The sequence below is a fragment of the Verrucosispora sp. FIM060022 genome, assembly GCF_003977705.1.
GTDB classification, from domain to species: Bacteria; Actinomycetota; Actinomycetes; order Mycobacteriales; family Micromonosporaceae; genus Micromonospora; species Micromonospora gifhornensis.
This window is the reverse complement of the sequence record NZ_RQIV01000008.1, coordinates 204,435-230,451: the sequence shown is the minus strand read 5'-3', so window position 1 is coordinate 230,451 and position 26,017 is coordinate 204,435. Positions and strand designations below refer to the sequence as shown.

The window sequence follows — 26,017 nt, the reverse complement described above, 5'->3', positions numbered from 1 at the left end:
TTAAAACGTAACTCGATTTGCGTAAATCGAATCCTCGCCGACGATCGGCAACCATTATTTCGGTCATATCACACCAAGATCCACTATGACCTGACGATTCCCAGTGAATCGCCGGTCCTCGACCGTGCGCGCTGGCGACACCTGCCGGCGGCACGGCAGAAGGGACGAGCGTTGGACGCCCGATCATCCGCACCACGACCCGCCGCTACGCTCCGGGCTGGTCTCGGGCCCATCCTGCCGGTGCCGGCCGAAAGCTCGGTCATCGACCTCTTCGAGGCCACGGTGGCACGGACCCCGGACCGGCCGGCCGTCCGCTTCCGCGACCAGACCCTCACGTTTCGCAAGCTCAACCAGCATGCCGAGGCGCTGGCCGAGAGTCTGGTCGAGCGCGGGGTGGGCGTCGGTGACTTCGTCCCGCTGGTCATCGCCGAGGGCGTCGAGTTTCCGATCGGTCTGCTGGCGGCGATGAAGGTCGGTGCCCCCTTCGTGCCGGTCGACCCGGGCTGGCCGGCGTCCCGGTTGGCCGAACTCTTCCGTCAACTCTCGCCCCGGGTCGTCCTCGCCGTGGCCGCCACTGCACCGGCACTGGTCGGCCTCGGCACCGCCGACCATGTTCTGATAATTGACCGCACACAATTGGTGAGCGGAACTCCGACCGGCCCACGCCCCGGCCCGGACGACCTGATTTACGGGTATTTCACCTCCGGCTCCACCGGCACTCCCAAATGCGCACTGAACAGACATCGGGGTCTGGTCAACCGGCTCGCGGCAATGTCACACCACTTCGGTGACGGCGCCGAGCAAATCGTGTTGCAGAACAGCAAGCCGACCTTCGACTCCTCGATGTGGCAACTGCTCTGGCCGTTGACCACCGGCGGCCAGGTGGTCCTGCCCGACCGGCAGGGCATCCTGGACCTGGAGCAGACCTGCCACATCCTCGGCCGGTACGCGGTGACCATCACCGACTTCGTCCCCTCGGTGCTCGGCGCACTGGTCAGCCTCCTCGAACTCCGGGCCGACCTCTGCGCCGAACTGGCCGGTCTGCGCCGGATGCTGATCGGTGGCGAGGAAGCCAACGGTGCGGTGCTCGACCGCCTCTGGAAGCTCCTGCCCGACCTGAGGGTGACCAACACCTTCGGCCCGACCGAGTGCTCGATCGGCTCCGTCTTCCACGAGATCACCGAGGTCACCGGCCGAATCCCCCTCGGCACCGCCATCGGCAACACCGCCGCCGTGGTGCTCGACGACGCACGTCGCCCAGTGCCCCCGGAGACCGTCGGCGAGATCTACATCGGTGGCCTCTGCGTCGGCGCCGGCTATCTCGGTGATCCGGAGCGCACGGCCCGGGCCTTCGTGCCCAACCCGTTCCCCGAGATCGCCGGTGACCTGCTCTACCGCACCGGGGACCTGGGTCACCACACCCCGGACGGGCTGCTGATGTTCGACGGCCGCCGCGACGACCAGGTCAAGGTCGGCGGGGTCCGCATCGAACTGGCCGAGGTGGAGCGGGTCCTCGCCGCGCACCCGGCGGTACGTGGCGCCGCGGTGATCGTCCGGGGCGAGGGCGACGCCCGGTCCCTGGCAGCCTTCGTGAGTCTGCGGTCCGACGAGTCCCACACCGTCACCCCGGCCACCCTGGTCGACTGGCTGCGGGCGTCGCTGCCCCCGGAGACCGTGCCCCGGGCGGTGACCGTGGTGGACGAGATTCCGCTGACCCCACACGGCAAACTCGACCGGCGCGCCCTGGAGCAGGTGGCCCGGACGGCCGCCGGCAGTGCTCCGGTGGAGGCGCCCGGCAGCCCGGCGGAGGAGCTGGTCGCCTCGGCCTGGTGTGAGGTGCTCGGCCGCGCCGAGGTCTCGGTCAGCGTGCCCTTCGCCGACTACGGCGGCACCTCGCTGCTCACCCACCAGCTCGCCGCACTGCTCGGCCTGCGCCAGGCCGGTCCGGTGTCCCTGGCCCACCTGCTGGCGGCCGACACCGTACGGGCCCAGGCCCGGCTGCTGGGTAGCGGGCAGAGCGACACCGGCGCAGCGGTGGATCTCGGGCTGCTGGCCCGCGACGCCGACCCGAGCGACCTGGTCGGTGCCGGCGTGCCGCCGGCACCGACGGTGGCCCGACAGCTGCTGCTGACCGGGGTCACCGGTTTCGTCGGCGCGCACGTACTGGCCGAGTTGGTGACCCGGCCGGAGGTCGAGCTGCACTGCCTGGTCCGGGCGGCCGATCCGGCTGCCGGAGCGGCCCGGCTGGTGGCGGTGCTGCGGGCGTACGGGCTGACCGACGCGCTCACCGCCCTGGAGCACGCCCTGGTGCAGGGGCGGGTCCGGGTGGTCACCGGTGACCTGGGCGCACCGCTGCTCGGCCTCGACGACACTGCCTTCCGGGCCCTGGCCGGCGCGGTGGACGCGGTGGTGCATGCCGGTGCACTGGTCAACTTTCTGCGCGACTACGGCGCCCACCGGCGCCCCAACGTGTTCGGCACCGGTGAGCTGGTCCGGCTCGCCGCCGCCGGATCCGGCTGCCGGCTGCACGTGCTCTCCACGTTCAGCGTCTTGTCCGCCGCGGCGCGCGGCACGTCCGGGACACCGATCGGCCCGGACCGGTTGCCCGGACTGGACGAGCCGCTCCCGCCGGGCGGGTACGACCAGTCCAAGCTGGTCGCCGAGCACCTGCTGGAGCGGGCCCGCGGCTTCGGGGTCGACGCGGTGGTCTACCGGCTCGGCGAGATCTGGCCGCACCGTCGGATCGGGCTGCCGAACCGGGCGTCACTGGCGCACTCGGTGGTCTACGCGGCGGCGCGTACCGGGGTGGTCTTTCCGACCGGGGCGCGCACCGACCACCTGCCGGTGGATCTGCTGGCCGGCTGTCTGGCCGACGCGGTCCTCGGTGCGGCACCTGCGGCCGGCGGCACGGTGCACCTGCTCCGACCCGGTGGTCTCGGGTACGCGGAGATCTTTGCCCGGCTGGCCGAGGCCGGCGCCGAACACCTCGGCTACGCCGAGTTCCGGTCCCGGCTGAGCGCGCTGGCGGCGTCCGGCGACGCGGACGAGCGGCTGGTCCGGGTGGCGATGCTGTTGCCGGCACCGCAGGGCGCCGACCCGGTCGCCCCGGCCAGCTTCGACCGTCTCTTCACCGATAGCTCCGCGCACTTCACCTCCTGTGAGCTGGCTGGGCAGGCGTTCGCGGCCGGTTCCCCGTTGGCGGACCTGGCGGCGTTTCTTGATCGGTTGGATGTGGCAAGGTAGTGCCTTTCTTCGGAACCTCCGTTCACTGTGGTTGGTGTCTGTGCTGATCGATCCTGGCCTGTTGGCCGTCTTCCTCGTCGCGGTGCTGGTCATCTGCGTGACGCCCGGCCCGGACATGCTCTACATCCTGGCCACCTCGGTCAGCCAGGGCATCCGGGCCGGGTTGGTGGCGTCGGTCGGCATGTCCCTGGGCATGCTGGTGCACACCGTGCTGGTCTCGCTCGGCCTGGCGGCACTGATGGCTGCGGTGCCGGTGCTCTTCGACGTGATCAAGTACGTCGGTGCCGCCTACCTGGTCTACATCGGTGTCCGGGCCTGGTTGGACTCCTCGTCGGCGTCGGAGGTCCAGGAGCGTGCGGTAGTGCCGCTGCGTACGGTGCTCTGGCGTGCCACCATGACGAACCTGCTCAACCCCAAGATCGTCCTGTTCTACCTGGCCTTCCTGCCGCAGTTCGTCGATGCCGACGCCGGGGGCGCGGGTGTGCAACTGCTGGTGCTGGGGCTGCTCTTCGTGCTGGTGGGGCTGCTGGTCGACTCGGTGATCGCGCTCGCCGCCGGTCGGCTGGGGGAGTGGCTGCACCGGCGGCACCGGGTCGACACGCTGCTCAACCGGATCGCCGGCACGGTCTTCGTGGCCCTCGCCGCCCGCCTGGTCTTTCTCTGATCCTCCACCGGTACCGCATGGCCTCGCCCTCACGGTACGGGTGCGCCCGGCAGAGCGCGCTGTGACCGAACACCGTGAGCAGGCGGTGGAGGGGGAGCGGGGAGCGCTGTTGGCCGTACTGGTGATGGTGGTGCTCGGCGTGGCCGGGATATTCGCCGTTTCCTGACCAGCGGGGGCGCCCCGGTCGCATCGGGCGCCCCCATCTGTCGTCACCGGGTCAGGGTCGCGAACCCTGGCCGTCGGTGTGCGCCAGCCGCTCGGCCGGGATCACCCCGAGCCGGCCGGCCTGGTAGTCCTCGAAGGCCTGGATCAACTCGTCACGGCTGTTCATCACGAACGGGCCGTACTGGGCGACCGGCTCGCGGATCGGCTGACCGCCCATGATGTACAGATCCAGCGTCGGCGTGCGGCTGTCCTGCCGGGCGTTGGCCCGCAACCGCAGCGCGTCACCCGGGCCGTGCACCGCGAGCTGCCCGGTGCGTACGCCACGGCCGTTGGCGCCGATCGTGCCGCGCCCGCCCAGCACGTAGACCAGGGCGTTGAAGTCGGGCCGCCAGGGCAGGTCGACCTGCGCCCCCGGCTCCACCGTCACGTGGGTCACGGTGATCGGGGTGTACGTCGAGCCCGGTCCCTGGTGTCCGGCGATCTCACCGGCGATCACCCGGATCAGCGCGCCGCCGTCCGGCGTGGTGAGCAGAGCGGCCTGGTTGCCCCGGATGTCCTGGTATTTCGGTGGGCTCATCTTCGCCACCTTGGGCAGGTTGACCCAGAGCTGGGTGCCGTGGAACAGACCACCGCTGACCACCAGGTGCTCCGGCGGCGCCTCGATGTGCAGCAGGCCACTGCCGGCCGTCATCCATTGAGTGTCGCCGTTGGTGATGGTGCCGCCACCGCCGTGCGTGTCCTGGTGCTCGAAGATTCCGTCGATGATGTAGGTGACGGTCTCGAAGCCCCGGTGCGGGTGCCAGCTGGTGCCCCGTGGCTCGCCCGGGGCGTACTCGACCTCGCCCATCTGGTCCAGGTGCAGGAACGGGTCCAGTTCGCTGGTCGGTACCCCGGCGAAGGCCCGGCGCACCGGGAAGCCCTCGCCCTCGAAGCCGCTCGGCGCGGTGGTCAGCCGGCGGACCGGGCGGATGGTGGTGGTGGACTCGTCGAGCCGGGGCAGTCGGGGCAGGACGAGGACGTTGTCGACGGTGATCGCGGGCATCGGAGGCTCCTTCAACTGTCGCTGTGAGCGGGGCTGGCGGTGGCCTGCAGCCGCTGGCCGAGTCGGGTGAAAATCCTGGTCAGGCAGGCGATCTCGGCGTCGTCGAGGTCGTCCATCAGGTGCGTGCGTACCGAGTGCAGGTGCTGCGGTGCGGCCTCGCGCAGGGCCAGCAGGCCGGCGGCGGTGAGCACCGCCTCGCTGCCCCGCCCGTCCTGCGCACACGGCTGCCGCGCCACCAGGCCGCGCCGTTGCATCGAGGAGATCTGGTACGTCAGGCGGCTGGGTGAGAAGACCAGCCGTTCGGCCAGCTCGCCCATCCGCAGTCGCTGCCCGGGGACCTCGCTGAGCAGCACGAGCACGTGATAGTCGGCGAGGCTCAGGTTGCTGGTGGCGCGCAGATCCTCCTCCAGCCGGGTGAGCAACCGCTGGCTGGCCTCGATGTACCCCCGCCAGGCGGCGAGGCGGTCGGGGCTCAGGCTCTCGGTCATGCCCCCACAGTAGCACAAACTAAAATTTGAACTATCTCGCTGAACTGCTGCCCGGAAAGCGGGCAGCGGGGCTCATGGGAGAAGATATTGAAGGTTTGAATGACAGCCTCGGACCGGTGACCGTATTCCAGCGGTGGTACGCGAGGAGCGTGTGCCACACTGCCCGACGTGGTGAACCTGACCGGCCCTGGCCTGCTGCTACGTCCCTGGCAGGATGGCGACGCCCCTGCCGCCCTCGACGCCTTCGGTGACCCGGAGATCGCTCTGTGGAACCCCCAGGGCGACGGTCTCGACCTGGACGCCGCCCGACAGTGGGTACGGCGGCGCGCCGACTGGTCGAACGGCACGAACGTGGCGCTGGCGCTGGCCGATCCGACCGATCCGGCCGTGCTGCTCGGCTCGGTGTCGCTGCACCGCATCCACGACGGGGACGCCTCGATCGGCTACTGGGTGGTGCCAGCGGCCCGCGGACGAGGGCTCGCCTCGGCCGCGGTCGCCCGCGTCACCGCCTGGGCCTTCGCCGAACTCGGACTGCACCGCATCGAGTTGTGTCACGCGGTGGGCAACCCGGCCTCCTGCCGAGTCGCCGAACGGGCCGGCTACCTGGCCGAAGGCACCCTGCGGCAGTCGCACCGCTACGGCGACGGCCGGCGCCACGACGAGCATCTGCACGCCCGCCTGGCCACCGACTGACCGTCGCGGGCACACGATCCGCCCCCGACCGTACCGGTCGGGGGCGGTGGGAATCGTGCGCGGTTGAGGTCAACCTGCGGTCTGCGGGGCGCGCCCACCCAGGTGCAGTCGGCCCAGCAGTTGACGGGCCTGTTCGGCGACGTCCGCGTCGACGATGACGGCGTACTGGTTGGCGCGCAGCGAACTGGCCGAGGTGAAGTCGCGCTTGCCGCCCGTCATGGCGTGGGCGACCGCGCCGAACACCGCGCCCCAGATCGCGCCGATGACCAGGCCGGCCAGGATCACCGCGAGCCAGTTGCCGACGGTGAAGATGCCGAACAACAGGCCGATGAACAGACCGAACCAGGCACCGGTGCCGGCGCCGATCAGACCGGCACGAGCGGTCGTCATCCGACCCAGCACGGTCTCCACCAGGGTCAGATCGGTGCCCACGATCGCGCTGCGTTCCACCGGGAACCGGTTGTCGGCCAGGTGGTCCACCACCCGTTGGGCGGAGGGATAGTCCGGGTAGGCCCCGATCGTCACGGTCGGCGGGCCGAGCTGCGGACCGTGCCCGTCGCCGCTGGGCGCCGCGGTACGGCCACCCGGCCCCGACGGGAGGGTGCCGCCACCGGTCACGCCCGGCTGCCAGGCCGGGGGATTCGACTGTGTGGTCATGGGTCTCCTCCTTCGTCGCTCCACGCGTTCCCGCCCGAGGGCAGCGGTAACGCGTCGGCCGGGCCGGCGAACCGGACGTCGGCCACCGGCGCTGAAGCCGACGGAGGCGACAGCCGACGGAGAATCAGCCGACAAGGGTGACGCAGGCGTGAGCCCCTCGCCGATGCCCGAAGGCGGTGGCGAGGGGCCCAGGCAGGTGCGATCAGGTGCAGTTGGTGCCGTTGAGGGTGAAACCGCTCGGTGCCGGCAGGCTGCTGCCGCTGTAGGTGCCCTGGAAGCCGGTGCTGAGGGTGCCACCGCTGGGCAGGCTGCCGTTCCAGTCGGCGTTACGGACCGAGATCCGGTCGCCGGACTGGCTCCAGACGCCGTTCCAGCCGTTGCTCAGCCGTACCCCGGAGCCGGCCGTGAAGGCCAGGGTCCAGCCGTTCACCGAGCTGCCGCGGTTGGTCACCCGGATCTCGGCGGTGAAGCCACCGGTCCAGGTGTTCGGGGTGAACGTCACCGTGCAACCGGCGCCACCGGGCGGCGGGGTGCTGGGCGGCGGAGGAGTGGTGGGCGGCGGGGGAGTGGTGGGCCCCGGGGTGGTGGGGGCCGGCGTGGTGGGCAGCGGCCCGGCCGCGATGGCCAGGTCGTACGCCCGCTGCGGCACGAACTGACCGGCGGCGGCGATGCAGCCGTCGGCCTCGCCGGGCAGCTTGACCCAGAGGAAGGCGTCGATCGCCGAGTCGCCGGTGTTGGTGGTGCTCGGCGTGCCGATCGCCCGTCCCGGCGGGTCGCACCACTCCGAGCCGGCGGGACCGTTGCCGTTACGGCTGGTGTCGATGACCGCCTTCAGGCGGGAGATCCCGGTCGCCGCGATGATCGACTTGGCGTAGGAGACCTCACCGGCGGTGCTGCGGTAGTTCGACACGTTCACCGAGATGCCGTCGGCGCTGTTGGCGATGTCCGCGGCGAGCAGCCGGTTGGCGGCCTCGCCGGCCGAGAGCCAGCCGCCGTGGCCGATGTCGTAGTAGACCTTCGCCGCCGACGAGCCGCGCTTGAGGGCCTTACCGGCGTACGCCATCGAGGCCCGGACCTCGGCCTGCTGGTTGCCGTCCATGCAGCTGGTCATGATGGGGAGCACGTCGGGCTCCAGGATGATGGTGGCCGGTCGACCCTGCAGGCCGGCCGCCACCTGGTCCACCCACTGACGGTAGGCGCTGTGGTTGGGCGCGCCGCCACCGCTGTGGTTGCTGCAGTCGCGGTTGGGGATGTTGTAGACCACCAGGATCGGGATCTTGCCCGCTGCCGCGGCGGCGCCGACGAACTGGCTCACCTCGCCCTGCACGGTCGAGGTGTTGGTGGTGGTGTACCAGCGGGGCTGCGGCACGTTGGCGATCCGGTCCCGGATCACGGCGGCCCGGGAGTCGCCCGGGTTGGCCGCCACCCAGCGGGCGGCGCTGGTCTGCGGGTCCACGTAGAAGGCGGAATCGGCAGCCGCGGCGGGCGCCGCCAGCAGCGCGCCCACGCCGACGGTGGCGGCGACGGTGAGTGCCGTCACCGCGCCGACCACGGCGGACGTGCGTCGGGTTCTCATGGTCTGCTCCTCGGATATATCGAGCAAGTTGCGTGGAAGCGCTCCCACATGTCCGTCAAGGTACGCACCCGTTGCGAGATTGTGAAGACCTTCCGGAAGCATCGATGGCTTTAGGTATGTTTGGCGGCCTGGCCAGCGGCCAGGTACGACGGAGCCAGCAGGGACCGGTACGTAAGATCACCGGGTGACTACGGAGCGGACCGGCGTCGTGGTGGTCGGTGCCGGCATCGCCGGTGTGGCGTGCGCGGTGCAGCTGCAACGGGCCGGCGTGCCCGTCCAGCTCAGGGAACGTGCCCAGGTGACCGGTGGCCGGATGGCCAGCAAACGGTTCGACGGGCGTCCGGCCGACCTGGGCGCGGCCTACTTCACCGTCAGCGATCCGGACTTCGCCGAGGTGGTGGCGCAGTGGCAGGCCGCCGGGCTGGTCCGGGAGTGGACGGACACCTTCGTCGCGTACGGCGCGCAGGGGCGGCACGAGGTCCGTGGCCCGATGCGGTGGGCGGCGCCGGGCGGACTCCGTTCACTTGTCGAGCACCTGTCGCAGGACCTGCCGGTGCTGGTGAACCGGCTGGTGCTCGACGTGGCCCCGGGACCGTCGGTGGACGGCCAGCGGTGCCAGGCAGCGGTACTGGCGATGCCCGGGCCACAGGCCGCGTTGGTGCTCGACCCGGCCCTGACCGCCGCCACCGAGGCGCTGCGGAACCAGCGTTGGTCACCGTCACTGGCGGCGATGCTGCGGTTCCCGCACCGGCGTTGGCCGGACTTCCGGGGCGCGTTCGTCAACGACCACCCGGTGCTGCGCCTGGTCTGCGACGACGGGGACCGCCGAGGTGACCGGGAGCCCGTGCTCGTCGCGCACACCACCGCGCAGTTCGCCGCCGGGCATCTCGCCCAGCCCACCGCCGCCGCCCCGGCGGTCGAGGCGGCCGTACGCGACCTGCTCGCCCTGCCCGAACCGGCGGTACACGTGCACCTGCACCGGTGGACGTACGCCCAGCCCACCGCCGGCTCCGCCGCCGGGTTCCACCTCGACGACGAGGGGATCGGGCTGGCCGGAGACGCGTACGGTGCGCCACCCCGGGTACAGACAGCGTGGCGCTCCGGCCACGACCTCGGTCGCGCGCTTGCCAGCCGGCTGACCTGAGCTACCCGCGCTGAAGCCCTACTGCGGCGGGGTGAGGATCTCGAACCAGACGGTCGAGCCCCGCACGGTGGGATCGGTGCCCCAGGCGTCGCTCAACTCCTCGATCAGGCCCAGCCCACGGCCCCGACTGCTCAACGTGTCCGTCCGGGTCCGGGTGACCGTGCCGCGCGAACCCGAGTCGGCCACCGACACGAGCAGGCGCTCGGGGCTCAGGTCGATCTCCACCCGGGCCGCCGTGCCGGCGTGCAGCAGGGCGTTGGTGGTCAACTCGCTGGTGCACAGCACCGCCGCGCCGATCACCGACTCGGCCACCTGCCACTCGGTGAGCTGGGCGGTCATCCAGTGCCGTACCCGGCTCGGCGCCGTCGGCTCGGCCGGTACCTCCATCCGGGCCGACCGGCTCGGCCGCAGCGCGTACTCGACGGCGAGCACAGCCACGTCGTCCTCGGTGGCGCCGGGCACCGCGGCGGTGGCGGTGGCACAGAGCGCGCGGGGGTCGCCGCTGTGCGCGGCGCCCACCGACTCGGCCAACCGAGCCAGACCGTGCGTGAGCCCCTGCCGTCGCCGTTCCACCACGCCGTCACTGAACAGCAGTAACGTGTCGCCGGGCGGGAACGCGACGGTGCAGGTCGCCGGCTGGTATCCGACGCCCAGCGGCGCGCCGGCCGGCACCTGCACATACTCGGCTCGCGGCTCGCCGTCGGCCGAGCAACGCCGGATCAACGGTGCCGGATGGCCGGCGCTGGCCAGGGTGAGCAGTTCCCGGGCCACGTCGATGACCCCGAACGCCACGGTGACGAACAGCTCGTGCGTACCGGCCTCGGCACCCAGGCTGCTGACCAGACGGTCGAGCCCGACGAGCACCTGGTCCGGGCGCGGCTCGTTGAGGGCCAACGCCCGCAGGGCCGCGCGTACCTGACCCATCCGGGCCGCGGCCTGCACGTCGTGTCCGGCGACGTCACCGAGCACCACGCCCAGCTCACCGGTGGGCAGCACGAAGGCGTCGTAGAAGTCGCCACCTGCGGCGTTGCCGTCCACGCCCGGGTCGTAGCGCGCCGCGATCCGCAGCCGGGGCAGGCCCGGCAGATTCTCCGGCAGCATGCTGCGCTGCAACAACTGGGCCGTACCGTGCTGGGTCTCGAAGCGGCGGGCCCGCTCGGTGGCCTGACCGACCAACTCGGCCGACGCCGCCAGCAACACCCGCTCCTGCGCGGACCAGCTGTGCGGGGAGCGGTAGCCGACGGTGAGGGCACCGCGTACCACGGCGGCGCTCAACGGCACCGTGGCCAGGGATCGGATCTTCTGGTCGTGACGGTCGGCGGCGACCTCGCGCAGGGGCTCGCCGTCGTCGGTGTAGCTGGCCCGTCCGGTGCGGGCGCTGACCACTGCCGGGGCCGGCCAGTCCGCCGGCCCGCGCCGCCACAGCGGCGGGAGCCGCTCGTCGGCCTCGTCCACCAACTCGCCCCGCACCCGTCGGGCGAGCCGCCAGCCGCCACCGTCGTCTACCGCGAAGGAGACCCGGTCGGCGTCGAACGAGGTGATCGCGTAGCGCAGCGCGACCCGGGCCACGTCGTCGAGGGTGAGGGTGCCGGACAGCGCCGCGGCGAGTTCGCTGATCCCCTGCAACTGCCGGATCGCCGGGTTGGTCTCGGTGATCACGGACAGCACACCGACGATGCGGCCCCGGCTGTCCCGCACCGGGGAGCAGGCCCGTACGTACACCACCTGGTCGAGTTGCCCGTTGGCCCGGCGCAGCGGCAGGGTCATCTCCCGTTCCAGGAACGGCTCGCCGGTGCGGTAGGTGTGCTCCACCACGTCACCGATGCCCGGCATCGGCCAGATGTCCGCGAAGACCTGCGGCGCGGGCTGTCCGAGGGCCTGGGGGTGCTTGTCGCCGATCAGTTCGGCGTACGCGTCGTTGTAGAGCAGGAAGAACTCGTCGCTCAGGTGCAGCACCATCGGTGCCGGCGAGGCGAGCACGATCTCGGCGGCGGCCCGTACGGCCAGGTCCCAGTATTCCGGGGGGCCGAGCCTGCTGCCGCTCCACTGATGGCGGCTGACCATGCCGGTGACGCCAGGCATCCGCGCGCTCGGGACGCTGCCTGCTGGCGTGGGGACTCGCCCGACCGTTCCTGGCATGACAGCAGCCTAGTCCGGCGAGCCGAACAGTGTTTCGATCATGCGCTGCGATCCCCGAGGCTCGGGACATAAGTCCAGTTCAGAGCAATCCTGTGGCGATCTGTCGAGAAAAAGGAGGCGATCGGCGCGGCGTGCCGTCCGAGCGAAGGGGTAAGCGCGCGGGGCAGACCATGCGACAGGAGGGACATCATGCCGGAAACCTTCGCGGCCAGGCAGGTCGACATCGGCAATGCCGTGGCTGACATGTGGAGGTCGGTGCTGCTGTTCGTACCGAGGGCCATCGCGTTCATCGCGATCCTGGTGGTCGGATGGCTCATCGCCAGAGCCGTGCTCAAGATCGTTGACGCGGCGCTGGAACGGGTGGGGTTCGACCGGGCGGTCGAACGAGGTGGCATCAAACGAGCACTGGAACGAACGAAGTACGACGCCAGTGACATCCTGGCGAAGCTGGCGTACTACGCCGTGCTGCTGTTCACGTTGCAGTTCGCGTTCGGGGTCTGGGGACCCAACGCGATCAGCAACCTGATCTCGGGTGTGGTGGCCTGGTTGCCACGCGCGTTCGTCGCGATCGTCATCGTGGTGATCGCCTTCGCGATCGCCAACGCCGTACGGGACATCGTCAGCGGGTTCCTGGGCGGCCTGTCGTACGGCAAGGTGCTGGCCGACGTGACGGCCTTCTTCGTGATCGCCCTGGGTGTGATCGCGGCGCTCAACCAGGTGGGCATCGCCACCACCGTCACGACGCCGGTGCTCATCGCGGTGCTCGCCACGGTGGCCGGCATCCTGATCGTCGGCGTCGGTGGTGGCCTCGTCAAGCCGATGCAGAACCGTTGGGAGGACTGGCTGCACCGGATCGCCGAGGAGTCGCGGGCCGTTCGTGAACAGCGGCAGGGCGCTGCGGCCGGTCGCGGCGACACCCAGCGGCAGATGGCCGACCGGGCCGGTGCCGAGCGGAGTCAGGCGATGGCCGGTGGCCGGGCGACCCACCAGTCCGGGGCCGCGAGTGACGAAACGCAGCAGTTTCGCCGGTGAGCACGGCAGCAGGTCGCAACGGGTGTCCGCCGACCGCGGGCACCCGTTGCCGTCACAACGGCGGCGGCTGCGGGGCCGGGGTGTCGAGGGCGGCGGTCAGCGCGCAGACGGCGAGCAGGCGCACCAGCACCCAGTCGGCCTCCGACCAGTCGATCGGATCCGTGGGCGGCTGCCACCCGTGTTCGTCGGCTGCGGCGCGTACGCCCTCGGCGTAGCCGGCGAGCGCGGCGGCGGTCAACGGGCGCTGGTCACCGTGCAGGCTGTCGCGTACGGCGGCGGCGTGCTGATCGACGACCGCGAGCAGCCCGGGCAGCTGGTTGGCGGCGGCCAACCCGTCGAGCCCGACGGCGTTGGCGAGCCCCACGAGGGTGGTTCGCGTCGCGTCGACAGCAGTGGAGGTGGGAACCTCGTTCGGGGGCACGCGCATGGGGAACGAATCTAACCAACCCGGACCGGTAGCGTCCTCGTCCACTCGGTTGGCCGGCGCATCCACCGCTGGTCGCCGTCGGCTGTCCGCGCGTTCCGAGTCGGTGCGGACCGGGCAGCCCACGCCGCCGCGGATGGTGCACCAGCCCTCAGCAAGGCACGAAACGGACCAGCGGGCAACGTCACCGAGCGAACCCGACCCTCGGCCGGGGTGACCGATCACACAGCGCCGACGACCCGGCGAGCCGGGCCGTCGGCGGTGAAGTCAGTCGGACGAGCGGGCGTCGGCGGGACGCCGGCGGGCGGCGTCGTCGGCGATGATCACAGTGGCCACCATCAGCGCGACGCAGAGGCTGAACAGCCAGGAGCTGTCCGCGACCAGCCGGGCGGAGACGGGTGCCTGCACGGCGGCGAGGAGGAAGCCGATCCATGCCAGGCGGCGCTGACGCGTGGTGAGGAAGCCGGAGCCCTGATGCATTCCGAAAGTCTTACGCGCATCGAGGGCGTTGCCGTCAGCCGAACGGCCGATTCTGGCCGAGCTGTCCGGATTTCCGACCGTCCGGCCAGCGCCTCACCGCCCCGGTCGGGGCGGGCGTCACATGGTGTCGGGTCCGGTCCGGCCGGTGGTCGACGGGCGGTAACCCCGCTCCGGGTCGGTCGGCTCCAGGTCGCTGCCGGGCACGACCCGACCGCGGTCGGCCGGCTCCGGGCCGTGCCCGAAGGCGGCCTCCTCACCGGCGTCGTTGGCGGTCACGTCATCGGCCTGCCCGTCGAGCGTGTTGCGGGCCACGGCCCGGTCCAACTCCTCCAGCGAGAGCCGCTCCTCTTTGCGCCACGTCCTGTCGTCCGTCATGCCTTGAGCCGTACCCCCGCCGGGTCGCCGCAAACGGGAGCGGCCACCCGCGGCCCGAGCCGTGCACCGACGGTGCCCAGCCGGCCCGGCGACCGACGGTGCGCCGTGCACGGCGACGGCCGCCGGTGGGGACACCGGCGGCCGTCGACGAGATCATGCTCAGGGCTGCGGTCGGTCGACCTTGCCGCGCCAGGCGCCGGTCTCCTGCCCGCGTCGTTCGATGAACTGCTTGAACCGCTGCAGATCACCCTTGGCCCGCCGGTCGACCACGCCGAGCTTGTCGCCGGCCTGCTCGATGACGCCGTGCGGGTCGAACTCCAGTTGCAGGCTGACCCGGCTGCTGTGCTCGTCGAGCCGGTGGAAGGTCACCACCCCGGCGTGCTGGGTGCCGCCGGTCGAGCGCCACGCCACCCGCTCGTCGGGCAGCTGCTCGGTGATCTCGGCGTCGAACTCCCGCTTGACCCCGGCGATCTCCACGGTCCAGTGGGTCATCGTGTCGGACAGTTGGCGTACGGACTCCACGCCCTCCATGAAGTGGGGGAATTCCTCGAACTGGGTCCACTGGTCGTACGCCGTCCGCACCGGGACGGCCACGTCGACATGTTCGGTTACGCCACTCATCAGCATCCCTCCCTGCGCCGGCGGGGGCGACGGGCCTGGACGGCCCGTCTCACCAGCGCGTCGTCTCGTTCTTGTGCCCCAGCGCCGCCCACACCTCGGACACCGTCTGGTACCGGGTGCCGTCGGGCAGACGCTCCAGCGCGGCGATCACGTCGTCGGGTGCCTCGTTCTCCCGCGCGTTGGCGAGCAACGCGGCCCGGTCGCCGGGCAGGGCGGTCATCGTGATGAACCGCCCGAGCCGACTTCGCGCCTCGACGTCCTCGGAGGTCATCCCCTGTGGGGTGCCGCTGCGCAGGTCACCGCCGGGGGCGGTGGTCGCCTCCGGCTGGTCTTCCCCGGCGGGTTCCGGCACCCGGGACTCGTCGACCCGCGAGCCACCGGTCCCCGGCCCCTGTACCAGGCCGTTGACCTCCTGACTCATCTGCTCGTCGACTCTCGGTGCGTGCTTGCTGTTGCCGCGATCCATGCCTTCTGCGCTACCCGCCACGGTGAGTGGTAAACCCGGCAAGCAGTCACGAACCGGCCGGTGAGCGGGGCGGCAACACCGGTTCGGTGCTGTCGCTCGCGCCGGACTGGATCACCCGACCGCGCTGGAGTTCGGCGTTGATCTGGACGCCGAGCATCAGCGCCGAGTTGGACAGGAAGAGCCAGACCAGGAACGCGATGACCGCGCCGAGGCTGCCGTAGGTGGCGTCGTACGAGCCGAAGTTCGCCACGTACAGGCCGAAGCCGAAGGAGGAGATCATCCAGGCGAGCAGGGCCACCACGCCGCCCGGGGTGAGCCAGCGGAAGCGGGGCTGGCGCACGTTCGGCGCGACCCAGAACAGCAGGGACAGCAGCAGCATCGCGATCATCGCCAGGGCCGGCCACTTGGCCACTGCCCAGGCCGTACGAGCCGCGCCACCGGCACCGATCAGGTCACCGACCGCGTCCGCGACCGGGCCGCTGACGATCAGACCGGCGGCCACCGTGGCGATCAGGACCAGCGACAGGGCGGCAAGCCCGATCTGCATCGGACGCAACCGCCACATCGGCCGGCCCTCGGTCACCCCGTAGATCGCGTTCGAGGCACGGGTGAACGACGCGATGAAGTTCGACGCCGACCAGAGGGCACCGAACAGGCCGAAGCTGAGCAGGACCCCGGCCGAACTGTTCTGGTCCACCAGCGCCCGAACCACCCCGACGAAGCTCTCGTTGCCCACCACGTCACCGGCGCCGACGCCACGGGCCAGGTCCAGGACGGTGTCGACGGTGCGTTCGCCGTCGGAGACGAGACCGACCAGGGCGACCACCACGACGGTGGACGGAAACAGCGCGAGCACGCCGTAGTAGGTGAGCGCGGCAGCCCAGTCCGTGCAGTTGTCCCGCAGGAAGTTGCGGCCGCTGCGGATCAGCACGCCACGCCAGGTCGGCCAGCTCAGTTGGCGGATCCGGCGGGGCAGCCCGGCGGTGCGACCGTCGGCCGGCGGGACGTCGGAGTTCGTCGTGGTCATCACCGCTCCCTCGCAGTTCGCGACCCGGTTCGGGTGGCCCGGCCGGTACCCGGCCTCAGCCGTCGGCAAACCGCTCGCCCGTTTACCGGCTGCGGCAACGGGGACGCCAGTAGGAACGCTCGCAGACGACAGGAGGACGAGATGCCCGGGCGCGAGGTACTGCCCAGCACGCTGCGGCGCTCCCCGGAGAAGGCCCAGCGCACCTGGGAGAAGACGCACGATTCCGCCGTCGAGACCTACGGCGAGGGCGAGCGGGCGCACCGTACCGCCTTCGCCGCGGTGAAGCACCAGTTCGAGAAGGTGGGCGACCACTGGGAGCCCAAGGGCCGCAAGGGCCCCAGCGACGCGCAGGCCGCAGGTGGCGGCCCGCAGCGGCGGGCACCCACGGCCGGTGGGGTGGACGCCAACGCCCCCAAGGACCACCTCCTGGAGGTGGCCCGCAAGCTGGACGTGCGGGGCCGATCGAGCATGACCAAGCCGGAACTGGTCAAGGCCATCGAGAAGGCCAACGACCGGCAGACCCGCAAGGCCCGCGGCGACTGAGCTGACGTCGAGGGTTCCGGTCGCAGGGGTACGCCCGCGACCGGGACCCTCGCGCTCACCAGTGCCCGCCGCCGGGCGCCTCGATGTGCACCGCCTTCATCGCGGTGAACTCGTCGAGCAGTTCCGGCCCGTAGCCGAAGCCCTGACCACTGCCCCGACGGGGATGGGCGGCACCGGCGGGGGCGCCGCCGAAGACCGCGTTCACCTTGACGGTGCCGACCGGCAACTCCCGCCAGGCCCGCTGGGCGTGGCTCATCGACCCGGTCAGCACCGTGGCGGCCAGCCCGTACGGCGAGTCGGCCGCACACCGCAGCGCCTCGCTGAACGAGTCGACCACCACCACCGGCGCGACCGGCCCGAAGGTCTCCTCCCGGACCAGCGTCAGGTCGTGCCGACAGTTGTCGACCACCGTGGCGGGATAGAAGGCGCCGGGGCCCTCGGGCAGCGTGCCGCCGACCCGGATCCGGGCACCGTCGGCCGCCGCCGCGGTGACCTGCCCGTGCACCTGGTCACGGTGCCGCCGGTCGACAAGCGGGCCGAGTTCGGTGTCCGGGTCGCGGCCCGGCCCGACGCGCAGTGCCGCAGCCCGTTCGACGAGTGCGTCGACGAAGTCCTCCGCGATGTCCCGATGGACGTAGATCCGTTCCACGGCGACGCAGATCTGCCCCGCGTTGGCGAACGCGCCCTGCGCCGCCTGACCGGCCGCCCAGACCGGGTCGACGTCGGCGTCGACGATCAGCGGGTCGCTGCCCCCGTTCTCCAGCAGCACCTTGGCGCCGCCGGCCGCGGCAGCCGCGGCGATGGCCCGGCCGGTGGCGGTGGAGCCGACGTGCGCCACCACGTCCACCTCGGCGGCGGCCAGCGCCGCGCCCGTCTCCGGCCCGCCGGTGAGCAGCGACAACACCCCGGCCGGCAGCGCGGTGTCGAACGCCCGGGCCAGCAGCCACCCGGTCGCCGGGGTCCGTTCGCTCGGCTTGTGCAGCACCACGTTGCCGGTGACCAGGGCCGCGCCGAGCAGCCCACAGGCCACCGCCACCGGATCGTTCCACGGGGTGATCACGGCGACCACCCCGCGTGGCTCGGGGGCCATGAAGTCGAGAGCGGCGGGATCGCCGTGCAGGGTACGCCCACCACGCGTCGCGGCCAGTTCGGCGTACTGGCGCAGGGTGCCGATGCCGGCGTCGACTCCGCCCCGGGCGTCGGCCAGCGGCTTGCCCATCTCCGCCGTGGTGGCCTGCGCGAGTTCGTCGGCGGCCTCGGCCACCGCGTCGGCGGCGCGGTGCAGCGCCGCCGCCCGTTCCGCCGGTGCGGTCGCCGCCCACTGCGCGGTCACCTCCCGGGCCGCCGCCACGGCCTTGCCCACCTCGTCGGCGATCGCGATCGGCGCGGTGCTCACCCGGCTGCCGTCGGACGGGTCGCAGACCACGAACTCGCCGTCGTCCCCGCCGGCCCCCCACACCCCGCCGATCAGCTGCGCAACCGTGTACATGGGCGCTGGATGCCCGACGTCGGGGCCGGCAAACGTTTCGTCCGGTTGGCCGCGGGGTAGCGTCGGTGGATGATTTCGCCGGGTTCCACCGGTTCCGAGCGGGCGGACGCCCTCGTCATCGGAGCGGGACACAACGGACTGGTCGCCGCCAATCTGCTCGCCGACGCCGGCTGGGACGTCCTGGTGCTGGAGGCGACCCAGGTGCCCGGCGGGGCGGTGCGGTCGGCCCAGGTCACCGCACCGGGCTACCTGAGCGACCTCTACAGCTCCTTCTACCCGCTCGGCTACGTCTCGCCGGTGCTGCGGGACCTGGACCTGCCGCGCCACGGGCTGGTCTGGCGACACGCCCCGGACGTGCTGGCGCACCTGTTTCCCGACGGGCGGGCGGCACTGCTCAACCGCGATCCGGCGGTCACCGCGGCCTCCCTGGAGGAGTTCGCGCCCGGTGACGGGCAGCGCTGGCTGACCGCGTACGAGCAGTGGCGGCAGGTCGCCGCCCCGATGATCGACGTGATCACCACGCCGTTCCCACCGGTACGCGGTGGGCTGGACCTGCTGCGTCGGCTGCGGGTCGGTGGCGCGCTGCGGCTGGCCCGGCGGATGGTGCTGCCGGTACGTCGCCTCGGTGCGGAACTGTTCGCCGGTGACGGCGGCACCGCGCTGCTCGCGGGCTGCGCCCTGCACACCGACCTGTCCCCCGAGGAGGCCGGCTCGGGGGTGTACGGCTGGCTGCTGGCGATGCTCGGGCAGCAGGTCGGCTGGCCGGTGCCGGTCGGCGGGGCGCAGAAGATCACCGACGCGCTGGTGGACCGGCTGACCGAGCGGGGCGGCCGGATCAGCTACGGTGCCCGCGCGGATCGGGTGCTGATCGCCCGGGGACGGGCGGTGGGCGTACGCACGGTGGGTGGACGGTTGTGGCAGGCCCGCCGGGCGGTGCTGGCCGACGTGCCCGCGCCCGCGCTCTACCTCGACCTGGTCGGGGCCTCGGCGCTACCGCCCCGGCTGGTGGCGGACCTGGAACACTTCCGCTGGGACGGCTCGACGCTCAAGGTGGACTGGGCGCTGTCCGGCCCGATGCCGTGGCGCAACCCGCGGCTGTCCACCGCCGGCACGGTGCACCTCGGCGCCGATCTCGGTGGGCTGACCGGGTACGCCGCCGACCTGGCCCGTGGCGACCTGCCGCGTGATCCGTTCCTGCTGCTCGGGCAGATGTCGGTGGCCGACCCCAGCCACTCCCCGCCGGGCACCGAGTCCCTCTGGTCGTACACCCACCTGCCGTTCCGGCAGGACTGGCGGGCCGAGGAACTGATGACGCACGTGGAGCGGATGGAGGAGGTGCTGGAGGCCGCCGCCCCCGGCTTCCGGCAACTGGTCGTCGGCCGGCACGTGGCCGGACCGGCCGAGTTGGAGCAGGCCAACCCGAGCCTGGTCGGCGGGGCGCTCGGCGGCGGCACCGCCGCGCCGTACCAGCAGCTGTTCCTGCGCCCGATCCCCGGCCTGGGCCGGGCCGACACGCCCGTGGACCGGCTCTTCCTGGCCAGTTCGTCGGCGCACCCGGGCGGCGGGGTGCACGGCGCGCCGGGCGCGAACGCCGCCCGGGCCGCGCTGGCCCGCGACGGCGTGCTCACCGGCGACCTCTACCACGGCGCGGTACGCACCGCGCACCGCGCGATCTACCGCTGACCCGGGTCAGCGCTCGATGTGGCGATGCCGGGTGCGCAGCTTGAACGGCATCAGCGCACTTTCGATCTTGGTGGCCGTGGTCATCTTCGAGATGCCGTCCCGCCGCTCCTCGAACCGGATCGGCACCTCAAGGATGGTGTGCCCGAGCTTCGTGGCGAGGTAGTGCATCTCGACCTGGAAGCTGTAGCCGTTGGACTGGACCCGCTCCAACCCGATGTCGCGCAGCGCGTCGGCCCGCCAGATCTTGAAGCCGGCGGTCAGGTCCCGGATGCGTACCCGCAGCAGGGTGTGCACGTACAGATTCGCCCAGCCGCTGAGGGCCCGCCGGTACAGCGGCCAGTTCTCGTCCAGTTCACCACCGGGGACGTACCGCGATCCGATCACCACGCCGGCCTGGGTGGACAGCAGGGCGCCGAGCATGCCGGGCAGCGCCTCCGGCGGATGCGACAGGTCGGCGTCCATCTGGGCCACGTACTCCGCCCCACCGTCGAGGGCCCGACTGATCCCGTCCACGTACGCGCGCCCGAGCCCCTCCTTGCCCGGCCGGTGCACCACCTCGACCCGCTCGGGGTGCTCGATGGCCAGCTTGTCCGCCACGTCGCCGGTGCCGTCCGGCGAGTTGTCGTCGGCGACCAGCACCTTCAGGCCGGGCAGTGGCAGCGCCAGGAGCCGCTCGACCAGCGTCGGCAGGTTGCCGGCCTCGTTGTAGGTCGGCACCACGACAGTCAGGCGCGCGTCCCGCCACGGCGAGGGCAACTGGACGGGTTCGATCATGGGGGACATCCTCGGTCTGCGAACAGGGTCTCTCAGAGAGTAGCTACTTGCCCCTTCCGGGGCGAAATGGCTCCCCCGCCCGGTGTCGGCCGGTCTGCCGGCACGCGGTCGGTCGACGGGACCGGATCAGTCCGGGGTCTTCTGCCGGCGGGCGATGTCGGAGAGCCGGTTGAGCGTTTCCTTGTTGCGCTGGTGCAGCACCAGGTCGTTGAGTTTGTTGCGCACCCAGCGCAGCGGGCCGGCGGCGAAGTCCTCGCCCAGCGACACCCGGGTGGCGTCCGGACCGACCGGTTCCAGGGCGAACACCACGATCGCCTCACCGGCGGGCCAGAGCTTCACCCGCAGCACCAGCTTGCGTTCCGGCTCGCACTCCAACACCAGGGAGGAGTCCTCCAGCGAGAACGGCCAGGGACCGGCGCGGTGATGCAGGCGGGTGCCGACGGCGGGCCAGCCGTCGTCCACGTTGCGCATGTGGGCGGTGCCGACCACCCAGTCGCTGTAGGTCCATCCGTCCGCGAGGACCGCCCAGACCTGCTGGACCGGGGCCTTGATCACTTGCTGCACGATCGCCACCGGTTGTCCGTACCCCGCCGGCGTCGCCGGCTAACCGCACCCGGGTTAGCTTCTCCGGGGCGACGGGTAAGGCCACCGCTGGCGGCGCCCAGCAGGCCGCCGACGCGCGGCATCCGTCCGCCGCGTCGCAGTCGACGTTTACTCCTCGGGGCGTCGGGAACCCGCCGCCCGTGCGAGGGGACCGTGGGGAACCGGATAAGCGCAGGTCAGCCGGGGTGCTGGCCGGCGCGGGACCGGTCGGTCGCGAATCCCCGCTGTTCGACGCGGTGCTGCTGGACCGCGACGGCACCCTGATCGAGGACGTGCCGTACAACGGTGATCCGGACAAGGTGCGGGCCATGCCCGGCGCCCGCGCGGCGCTGGACCGACTGCGTGCCGCCGGTCTGAAACTCGCCGTGGTGACCAACCAGTCCGGGCTGGCCCGGGGCCTGTTCACCGAGGCGCAACTGGACCGGGTGCACCGCCGGGTCGAGGAACTGTTGGGGCCCTTCGACAGCTGGCAGGTGTGCCCGCACGACGATGGCGACGGCTGCGCCTGCCGCAAGCCGGCACCGGGTCTGGTGCACGCCGCCGCCGAGGCGCTGGGCACCGTACCGGCCCGGTGCGCGCTGATCGGTGACATCGGGCGGGACATCACGGCGGCGCTGGCCGCCGGTGCGGCAGGCATCCTGGTGCCGACGCCGGTCACCCGGACCGAGGAGATCGCCGCGGCGCCCTGGGTGGCCGACGACCTGCCGTCGGCGGTCGCGGAGATCCTGCGCCGCCAGCAGGCGCTGACACCGGCGACGACCGCCACCCGCGTCGAGGCAGAACGGACCGTGCTGGTGGTCCGCTCCGATTCGGCGGGCGACGTGCTGGTGACCGGGCCGGGCATCCGGGCGGTGGCCGCCGGCGCGGACCGGGTGGTGCTGCTCTGCGGTCCGCATGGTCGGGCCGCCGCCGACCTGCTGCCCGGCGTCGACGAGGTGATCGAACACCGGCTGCCGTGGATCGACCCCGCGCCCGGACCCGTCGACCCGGCGGAGATGACCACGCTGATCGCCCGGCTCGCCGCGGTCGCCGCCGACGAGGCGGTCGTCTTCACCTCCTTCCACCAGTCGCCGCTGCCGTTGGCGTTGCTGCTGCGCATGGCCGGTGTCGCGCGGATCGCCGCGATCAGCGACGACTATCCCGGCTCGCTGCTGGACGTGCGGCACCGGGTACCGGCCGGTGTGCCGGAGGCCGAGCGTGCCCTGTCCCTCGCCGCGGCGGCGGGCTACCCGCTACCGCCCGGCGACGAGCCGCGCCTGCGGTTGCGGCCGGCGCCACCGCCCCCACCCGAGGCCGGCGAACCGGGGTACGTGGTGTTGCACCCCGGCTCGGCGGCCCAGGCCCGGGGCTGCCCACCGGAGCTGGCCGAACGGATCTCCCGAGAACTGGTCGACGCCGGCCACCGGGTGGTGGTCACCGGCGGCCCGCAGGAACGCGACCTGACCGCCCGGGTGGCCGGCGCCCACGCCGTGGACCTGGGCGGCCGGACCGGGCTGGCCGAGTTGTCCGGGGTCGTCGCGGCAGCCGGCGCGGTCGTGGTGGGCAACACCGGCCCGGCGCACCTGGCCGCCGCCCACGAGGTGCCGGTGGTCAGCCTCTTCGCGCCCACCGTCCCGTTCGGCCAGTGGGGACCCTGGCGGGTGCCGACGGTACGCCTCGGCGACGCCACCGCCGCGTGTCGCGACACCCGGGCCGCGCGTTGTCCCGTACCCGGGCATCCCTGCCTGAGCCGGGTCGAACCCGAAGCGGTCCTGACCGCCCTGCGGTTGCTGGCCGTGCCGAGCGGTGGGAGTGGCCGATGAACATCCTGCTGTGGCACGTGCACGGCTCCTGGACCACCTCCTTCGTGCACGGCAAACACCGTTACCTGGTGCCGGCCACCCCGGACCGGGGTCCGTACGGCCTGGGCCGGGCCCGCACGTACACCTGGCCGGAGAGCGCGACCGAGGTGAGCCCGGAGCAGCTGCGCGACGCCGAGGTGGACGTGGTCATCCTGCAACGCCCCGAGGAGCTGGACCTGGCGACCGAGTGGCTGGGCCGCCGCCCCGGCCGGGACCTGCCGGCGATCTACGTGGAGCACAACACCCCCAAGGACGGCGACGTCCCGCACAGCCGCCACCCGATGGCCGACCGGGACGACCTGCTGGTCGCGCACGTGACCGCGTTCAACGAACTCTTCTGGGACACCGGGGCGACCCGGACCACCGTCGTCGACCACGGCATCGTGCCCCCGGCGGTGGAGTACACCGGTGAGCTGGACCGACTCGCCGTCGTGATCAACGAGCCGGTACGCCGCTGGCGGGTCACCGGCACCGACCTGCTGCCCCGGTTCGCCGAGATCGCCCCGCTGGACGTCTTCGGCATGAAGGTGGCCGGGCTGGCCGATTACCTCGGGCTGCCCGCCGACCGGCTGATGAGCCACGACGACGTGCCGCAGCACCGGATGCACGCCGAGTTGGCGCGCCGCCGGGCGTACCTGCACCTGTGCCGGTGGACCTCGCTCGGGCTGAGCCTGATCGAGGCGATGAGCATCGGCATGCCGGTGGTGGCGCTGGCCACCACCGAGGCGGCGATGGCGGTGCCGCCGGACGCCGGTGCGCTGTCCACCCGGGTCGACACCCTGCTCGCGGCCGCCGACCGGTTCGTGGCGCAGCCGCAGCAGGCCCGCCGAGCGGGCCTCGCGGCCCGTGCCGCGGCCAGGGAGCGCTACGGCCTCGACCGATTCCTCGCCGACTGGGACCGGCTGCTGGAGGAGGAAGTATGCGGATAGCGATGATCTCGGAGCACGCCAGCCCGCTCGCCATCCTGGGCGGTGAGGACGCCGGCGGCCAGAACACGCACGTCGCGGAGCTGTCCGCCGCGCTCGCCGCCGCCGGGCACGACGTACGGGTCTACACCCGGCGCGACGCGGTCGACCTGCCGGTGCTGGTCCGCGGCCCGGACGGCTACGACGTGGTGCACGTGCCGGCCGGCCCGGCCGAACCGGTGGCCAAGGACGCGCTGCTGCCGCACATGCGACCGTTCGGCGCGTGGCTGGTGGACCGCTGGCGCGGCGGCGACTGGACGCCCGAGGTGATCCACGCGCACTTCTGGATGAGCGGACTGGCCGCCCTCCAGGCCGGCCGGGCCCTCGGTATACCGGTGGTGCAGACGTACCACGCGTTGGGCACGGTCAAGCGCCGCCACCAGGGCGTGCAGGACACCAGCCCGGCCCGCCGCATCGGCTACGAACTGCACCTCGGCCGCTGCGTCGACCGGGTCATCGCGCAGTGCCGCGACGAGGTGGGGGAGCTGGTCCGGATGGGGGTGCCCCGCTCGGCGATGACCGTCGTCCCGTCCGGGGTGAACCTGGGCACCTTCGCGCCGCTGGGACCGACGGCCGAGCGGGAACCCGACCGCCCCCGGATCCTCACCGTCGGCCGGCTGGTGGAACGCAAGGGCTTCCAGACCGTGGTGCGGGCGATGGCACACGTACCCGAGGCGGAGTGCGTGGTGGTGGGCGGCCCGCCGGCCGGGCTGCTGGAGACCGACCCGTACGCCCGGCGGTTGCGGGCCCTGGCGGGCAGCTGCGAGGTGGCCGACCGGGTGCGGCTGGTGGGTGCGGTGCCCCGGGAGGAGATGGGTCGCTGGTACCGCTCGGCGGACATCCTGGTCGCCGCCCCCTGGTACGAGCCGTTCGGCCTGACCCCGCTGGAGGCGATGGCGTGCGGGGTGCCGGTGGTGGCTACCGCCGTCGGCGGCCTGCGGGACACCGTGGTCGACGGGGTGACCGGGGATCTGGTGCCGGCCCGCGATCCCCGGGCGCTGGGTGAGGCGCTGCGCCGGCTGCTCGACGACCGGATCCGCCGGTTCGCCTACGCCGGTGCGGCGCGGGCCCGGGCCCGGCAGCACTACTCGTGGACCGTCACCGCCGAGCGGATCGCCGAGGTGTACGCCGAGGTGGTCGCCGTACGTCGGCCGACCCGGGTGGTGGCCTGATGCCGGCGGCCACCCTGCTGGAGCGGCACCTGGCGAACCTGGCTGCGGCGCTGCCGCCGTACCAGCGGTGTGAGCCGCTGCTCGCCCGGTGGGGTGCGACGCTGGCGCAGCGACTCACCGCCGGTGGTCGGCTGCTGGTGGCCGGCAACGGCGGCAGCGCCGCCGAGGCGCAACACCTGACCGCCGAACTGGTCGGCAAGTTGCGCGACGACCGTCAACCCCTGTCGGCGATCGCCCTGCACGCCGAGACCTCGGCGTTGACCGCGATCGGCAACGACTACGGCTACGACGAGGTCTTCGCCCGCCAGGTCCGGGCGCACGGTCGGCCCGACGACGTACTGCTGCTGCTGTCCACCAGCGGTGGCAGCGGCAACCTGCTCGCCGCGGCCCGGGCGGGGCGGGAAGCCGGGCTGCGGTGCTGGGCCTTCACCGGACCGGCCCCGAATCCGCTGGCCGACGCCTGTCACGAGGTGCTCGCGGTGGAGTCGTCGGACAGCCAGGTCGTGCAGGAGTTGCACCTGGTCTCCAGCCATCTGCTCTGTGAGTACGTGGAACAGGCGATGCCGGAGCACACCGGCGGCACGACACCGCGCTACGTCGAGCCGCAGGTGCCGGCGGTGTCGAGCGCCCCGGCGGAGGGCCCGGTGCGGGCGGGTGTCGAGGTGGTGCTGGACGGCGGCGCCGGGCGACCGGTCGAGGCGTGAGGAGGCA

Annotated in this window: 25 protein-coding genes; 11 read left to right on the top strand and 14 right to left on the bottom strand. The window is 72.3% G+C overall.

The window, feature by feature from the left end:
- The first annotated feature begins 240 nt into the window (after positions 1–240).
- Together EG812_RS21660 and EG812_RS21655 are read left to right on the top strand one after the other, a co-directional pair.
- Positions 241–3,243 (top strand): non-ribosomal peptide synthetase, encoded by a 3,003-nt coding sequence (locus EG812_RS21660; RefSeq protein WP_013732623.1) that lies wholly within the window; start codon positions 241–243, stop codon positions 3,241–3,243.
- Between the two features lie 40 nt (positions 3,244–3,283).
- Positions 3,284–3,907 carry a LysE family translocator gene (locus EG812_RS21655; RefSeq protein WP_013732624.1) on the top strand — a complete coding sequence of 208 codons (624 nt, stop codon included), beginning with the start codon at positions 3,284–3,286 and terminating at the stop codon, positions 3,905–3,907.
- A gap of 217 nt (positions 3,908–4,124) precedes the next feature.
- Here EG812_RS21655 and EG812_RS21650 read toward each other — a convergent pair whose 3' ends face one another.
- Positions 4,125–5,114, bottom strand: a complete 990-nt coding sequence (locus tag EG812_RS21650; RefSeq protein WP_126712593.1) for a pirin family protein — start codon at positions 5,112–5,114, stop codon at positions 4,125–4,127.
- 11 nt (positions 5,115–5,125) lie between these two features.
- The gene (locus tag EG812_RS21645; RefSeq protein ID WP_013732627.1) at positions 5,126–5,602 is read right to left on the bottom strand and encodes a MarR family winged helix-turn-helix transcriptional regulator; all 477 of its coding nucleotides are present in this window, start codon (positions 5,600–5,602) and stop codon (positions 5,126–5,128) included.
- A gap of 168 nt (positions 5,603–5,770) precedes the next feature.
- On the opposite strand from EG812_RS21645, the gene EG812_RS21640 reads away from it, so the two are divergent.
- On the top strand, positions 5,771–6,295 hold the full coding sequence (locus EG812_RS21640; protein ID WP_126712592.1) for a GNAT family N-acetyltransferase: 525 nt from the start codon (positions 5,771–5,773) through the stop codon (positions 6,293–6,295).
- Positions 6,296–6,364: 69 nt separating this feature from the next.
- On the opposite strand, the gene EG812_RS21635 is transcribed toward EG812_RS21640, so the two are convergent.
- Both EG812_RS21635 and EG812_RS21630 read right to left on the bottom strand, forming a co-directional pair.
- Positions 6,365–6,952, bottom strand: coding sequence for a general stress protein (locus EG812_RS21635; RefSeq protein ID WP_013732629.1), 588 nt, complete (start codon positions 6,950–6,952; stop codon positions 6,365–6,367).
- A 202-nt stretch (positions 6,953–7,154) separates the two neighbouring features.
- Positions 7,155–8,528 carry a glycoside hydrolase family 6 protein gene (locus EG812_RS21630; RefSeq protein ID WP_013732630.1) on the bottom strand — a complete coding sequence of 458 codons (1,374 nt, stop codon included), beginning with the start codon at positions 8,526–8,528 and terminating at the stop codon, positions 7,155–7,157.
- A gap of 184 nt (positions 8,529–8,712) precedes the next feature.
- Between EG812_RS21630 and EG812_RS21625 the strand changes: the two genes are divergently transcribed.
- Positions 8,713–9,672 carry an NAD(P)/FAD-dependent oxidoreductase gene (locus EG812_RS21625; RefSeq protein ID WP_126712591.1) on the top strand — a complete coding sequence of 320 codons (960 nt, stop codon included), beginning with the start codon at positions 8,713–8,715 and terminating at the stop codon, positions 9,670–9,672.
- A gap of 18 nt (positions 9,673–9,690) precedes the next feature.
- Here EG812_RS21625 and EG812_RS21620 read toward each other — a convergent pair whose 3' ends face one another.
- Positions 9,691–11,811 carry a SpoIIE family protein phosphatase gene (locus EG812_RS21620; protein WP_043720244.1) on the bottom strand — a complete coding sequence of 707 codons (2,121 nt, stop codon included), beginning with the start codon at positions 11,809–11,811 and terminating at the stop codon, positions 9,691–9,693.
- A 189-nt stretch (positions 11,812–12,000) separates the two neighbouring features.
- On the opposite strand from EG812_RS21620, the gene EG812_RS21615 reads away from it, so the two are divergent.
- On the top strand, positions 12,001–12,843 hold the full coding sequence (locus tag EG812_RS21615) for a mechanosensitive ion channel family protein (protein WP_126712590.1): 843 nt from the start codon (positions 12,001–12,003) through the stop codon (positions 12,841–12,843).
- A 52-nt stretch (positions 12,844–12,895) separates the two neighbouring features.
- On the opposite strand, the gene EG812_RS21610 is transcribed toward EG812_RS21615, so the two are convergent.
- From EG812_RS21610 to EG812_RS21585, 6 genes are all read right to left on the bottom strand, one after another.
- Positions 12,896–13,270 (bottom strand): DUF6401 family natural product biosynthesis protein, encoded by a 375-nt coding sequence (locus EG812_RS21610; RefSeq protein WP_043720247.1) that lies wholly within the window; start codon positions 13,268–13,270, stop codon positions 12,896–12,898.
- Positions 13,271–13,534: 264 nt separating this feature from the next.
- Entirely contained in the window at positions 13,535–13,747 is a 213-nt protein-coding gene (locus EG812_RS21605; protein WP_126712589.1) for a hypothetical protein, read from the bottom strand.
- 117 nt (positions 13,748–13,864) lie between these two features.
- Positions 13,865–14,122 carry a hypothetical protein gene (locus tag EG812_RS21600; protein ID WP_013732636.1) on the bottom strand — a complete coding sequence of 86 codons (258 nt, stop codon included), beginning with the start codon at positions 14,120–14,122 and terminating at the stop codon, positions 13,865–13,867.
- Positions 14,123–14,281: 159 nt separating this feature from the next.
- Positions 14,282–14,743: an SRPBCC family protein gene (locus tag EG812_RS21595; RefSeq protein ID WP_013732637.1), complete on the bottom strand. Its 462-nt coding sequence runs from the start codon at positions 14,741–14,743 to the stop codon at positions 14,282–14,284.
- A gap of 49 nt (positions 14,744–14,792) precedes the next feature.
- Positions 14,793–15,209: a DUF2795 domain-containing protein gene (locus tag EG812_RS21590; protein ID WP_013732638.1), complete on the bottom strand. Its 417-nt coding sequence runs from the start codon at positions 15,207–15,209 to the stop codon at positions 14,793–14,795.
- A 46-nt stretch (positions 15,210–15,255) separates the two neighbouring features.
- On the bottom strand, positions 15,256–16,236 hold the full coding sequence (locus tag EG812_RS21585) for a YihY/virulence factor BrkB family protein (RefSeq protein WP_126712588.1): 981 nt from the start codon (positions 16,234–16,236) through the stop codon (positions 15,256–15,258).
- Between the two features lie 141 nt (positions 16,237–16,377).
- Here EG812_RS21585 and EG812_RS21580 point away from each other — a divergent pair, with 141 nt between their 5' ends.
- Positions 16,378–16,779 (top strand): ChaB family protein, encoded by a 402-nt coding sequence (locus EG812_RS21580; protein ID WP_013732640.1) that lies wholly within the window; start codon positions 16,378–16,380, stop codon positions 16,777–16,779.
- A gap of 55 nt (positions 16,780–16,834) precedes the next feature.
- Here the strand turns inward: EG812_RS21580 and EG812_RS21575 are convergent, their stop codons facing one another.
- Positions 16,835–18,268 carry an aldehyde dehydrogenase family protein gene (locus EG812_RS21575; RefSeq protein WP_013732641.1) on the bottom strand — a complete coding sequence of 478 codons (1,434 nt, stop codon included), beginning with the start codon at positions 18,266–18,268 and terminating at the stop codon, positions 16,835–16,837.
- Between the two features lie 69 nt (positions 18,269–18,337).
- Here EG812_RS21575 and EG812_RS21570 point away from each other — a divergent pair, with 69 nt between their 5' ends.
- Positions 18,338–19,951 carry a phytoene desaturase family protein gene (locus tag EG812_RS21570; RefSeq protein ID WP_126712587.1) on the top strand — a complete coding sequence of 538 codons (1,614 nt, stop codon included), beginning with the start codon at positions 18,338–18,340 and terminating at the stop codon, positions 19,949–19,951.
- 6 nt (positions 19,952–19,957) lie between these two features.
- Here the strand turns inward: EG812_RS21570 and EG812_RS21565 are convergent, their stop codons facing one another.
- Complete coding sequence (locus tag EG812_RS21565) at positions 19,958–20,725, bottom strand: polyprenol monophosphomannose synthase (protein WP_013732643.1); 768 nt, start codon at positions 20,723–20,725, stop codon at positions 19,958–19,960.
- 126 nt (positions 20,726–20,851) lie between these two features.
- The gene (locus tag EG812_RS21560) at positions 20,852–21,298 is read right to left on the bottom strand and encodes an SRPBCC family protein (RefSeq protein ID WP_013732644.1); all 447 of its coding nucleotides are present in this window, start codon (positions 21,296–21,298) and stop codon (positions 20,852–20,854) included.
- A gap of 215 nt (positions 21,299–21,513) precedes the next feature.
- On the opposite strand from EG812_RS21560, the gene EG812_RS21555 reads away from it, so the two are divergent.
- From EG812_RS21555 to EG812_RS21540, 4 genes are read left to right on the top strand one after another with little or no spacing between them, the layout of a single operon-like run.
- On the top strand, positions 21,514–23,130 hold the full coding sequence (locus EG812_RS21555; protein ID WP_013732645.1) for an HAD-IIIA family hydrolase: 1,617 nt from the start codon (positions 21,514–21,516) through the stop codon (positions 23,128–23,130).
- Positions 23,127–24,098 (top strand): glycosyltransferase family protein, encoded by a 972-nt coding sequence (locus EG812_RS21550; protein ID WP_126712586.1) that lies wholly within the window; start codon positions 23,127–23,129, stop codon positions 24,096–24,098. The genes EG812_RS21555 and EG812_RS21550 overlap by 4 nt, the downstream gene beginning before the upstream one ends.
- Positions 24,089–25,306 (top strand): glycosyltransferase, encoded by a 1,218-nt coding sequence (locus EG812_RS21545; RefSeq protein ID WP_126712585.1) that lies wholly within the window; start codon positions 24,089–24,091, stop codon positions 25,304–25,306. Before EG812_RS21550 ends, EG812_RS21545 begins: the two co-directional genes overlap by 10 nt.
- Positions 25,306–26,010, top strand: coding sequence for a D-sedoheptulose-7-phosphate isomerase (locus EG812_RS21540; RefSeq protein ID WP_013732648.1), 705 nt, complete (start codon positions 25,306–25,308; stop codon positions 26,008–26,010). Before EG812_RS21545 ends, EG812_RS21540 begins: the two co-directional genes overlap by 1 nt.
- The last annotated feature ends 7 nt before the right edge of the window (positions 26,011–26,017 follow it).

Coding starts and splice junctions, on each gene's coding strand:
- EG812_RS21650 (WP_126712593.1), bottom strand. CDS start 5,114: ATGCCCGCGATCACCGTCGACAACGTCCTCGTCCTGCCCCGACTGCCC.
- EG812_RS21645 (WP_013732627.1), bottom strand. CDS start 5,602: ATGACCGAGAGCCTGAGCCCCGACCGCCTCGCCGCCTGGCGGGGGTAC.
- EG812_RS21635 (WP_013732629.1), bottom strand. CDS start 6,952: ATGACCACACAGTCGAATCCCCCGGCCTGGCAGCCGGGCGTGACCGGT.
- EG812_RS21630 (WP_013732630.1), bottom strand. CDS start 8,528: ATGAGAACCCGACGCACGTCCGCCGTGGTCGGCGCGGTGACGGCACTC.
- EG812_RS21620 (WP_043720244.1), bottom strand. CDS start 11,811: ATGCCAGGAACGGTCGGGCGAGTCCCCACGCCAGCAGGCAGCGTCCCG.
- EG812_RS21615 (WP_126712590.1), top strand. CDS start 12,001: ATGCCGGAAACCTTCGCGGCCAGGCAGGTCGACATCGGCAATGCCGTG.
- EG812_RS21610 (WP_043720247.1), bottom strand. CDS start 13,270: ATGCGCGTGCCCCCGAACGAGGTTCCCACCTCCACTGCTGTCGACGCG.
- EG812_RS21605 (WP_126712589.1), bottom strand. CDS start 13,747: ATGCATCAGGGCTCCGGCTTCCTCACCACGCGTCAGCGCCGCCTGGCA.
- EG812_RS21600 (WP_013732636.1), bottom strand. CDS start 14,122: ATGACGGACGACAGGACGTGGCGCAAAGAGGAGCGGCTCTCGCTGGAG.
- EG812_RS21595 (WP_013732637.1), bottom strand. CDS start 14,743: ATGAGTGGCGTAACCGAACATGTCGACGTGGCCGTCCCGGTGCGGACG.
- EG812_RS21590 (WP_013732638.1), bottom strand. CDS start 15,209: ATGGATCGCGGCAACAGCAAGCACGCACCGAGAGTCGACGAGCAGATG.
- EG812_RS21585 (WP_126712588.1), bottom strand. CDS start 16,236: ATGACCACGACGAACTCCGACGTCCCGCCGGCCGACGGTCGCACCGCC.
- EG812_RS21580 (WP_013732640.1), top strand. CDS start 16,378: ATGCCCGGGCGCGAGGTACTGCCCAGCACGCTGCGGCGCTCCCCGGAG.
- EG812_RS21575 (WP_013732641.1), bottom strand. CDS start 18,268: ATGTACACGGTTGCGCAGCTGATCGGCGGGGTGTGGGGGGCCGGCGGG.
- EG812_RS21570 (WP_126712587.1), top strand. CDS start 18,338: ATGATTTCGCCGGGTTCCACCGGTTCCGAGCGGGCGGACGCCCTCGTC.
- EG812_RS21565 (WP_013732643.1), bottom strand. CDS start 20,725: ATGATCGAACCCGTCCAGTTGCCCTCGCCGTGGCGGGACGCGCGCCTG.
- EG812_RS21550 (WP_126712586.1), top strand. CDS start 23,127: ATGAACATCCTGCTGTGGCACGTGCACGGCTCCTGGACCACCTCCTTC.
- EG812_RS21545 (WP_126712585.1), top strand. CDS start 24,089: ATGCGGATAGCGATGATCTCGGAGCACGCCAGCCCGCTCGCCATCCTG.
- EG812_RS21540 (WP_013732648.1), top strand. CDS start 25,306: ATGCCGGCGGCCACCCTGCTGGAGCGGCACCTGGCGAACCTGGCTGCG.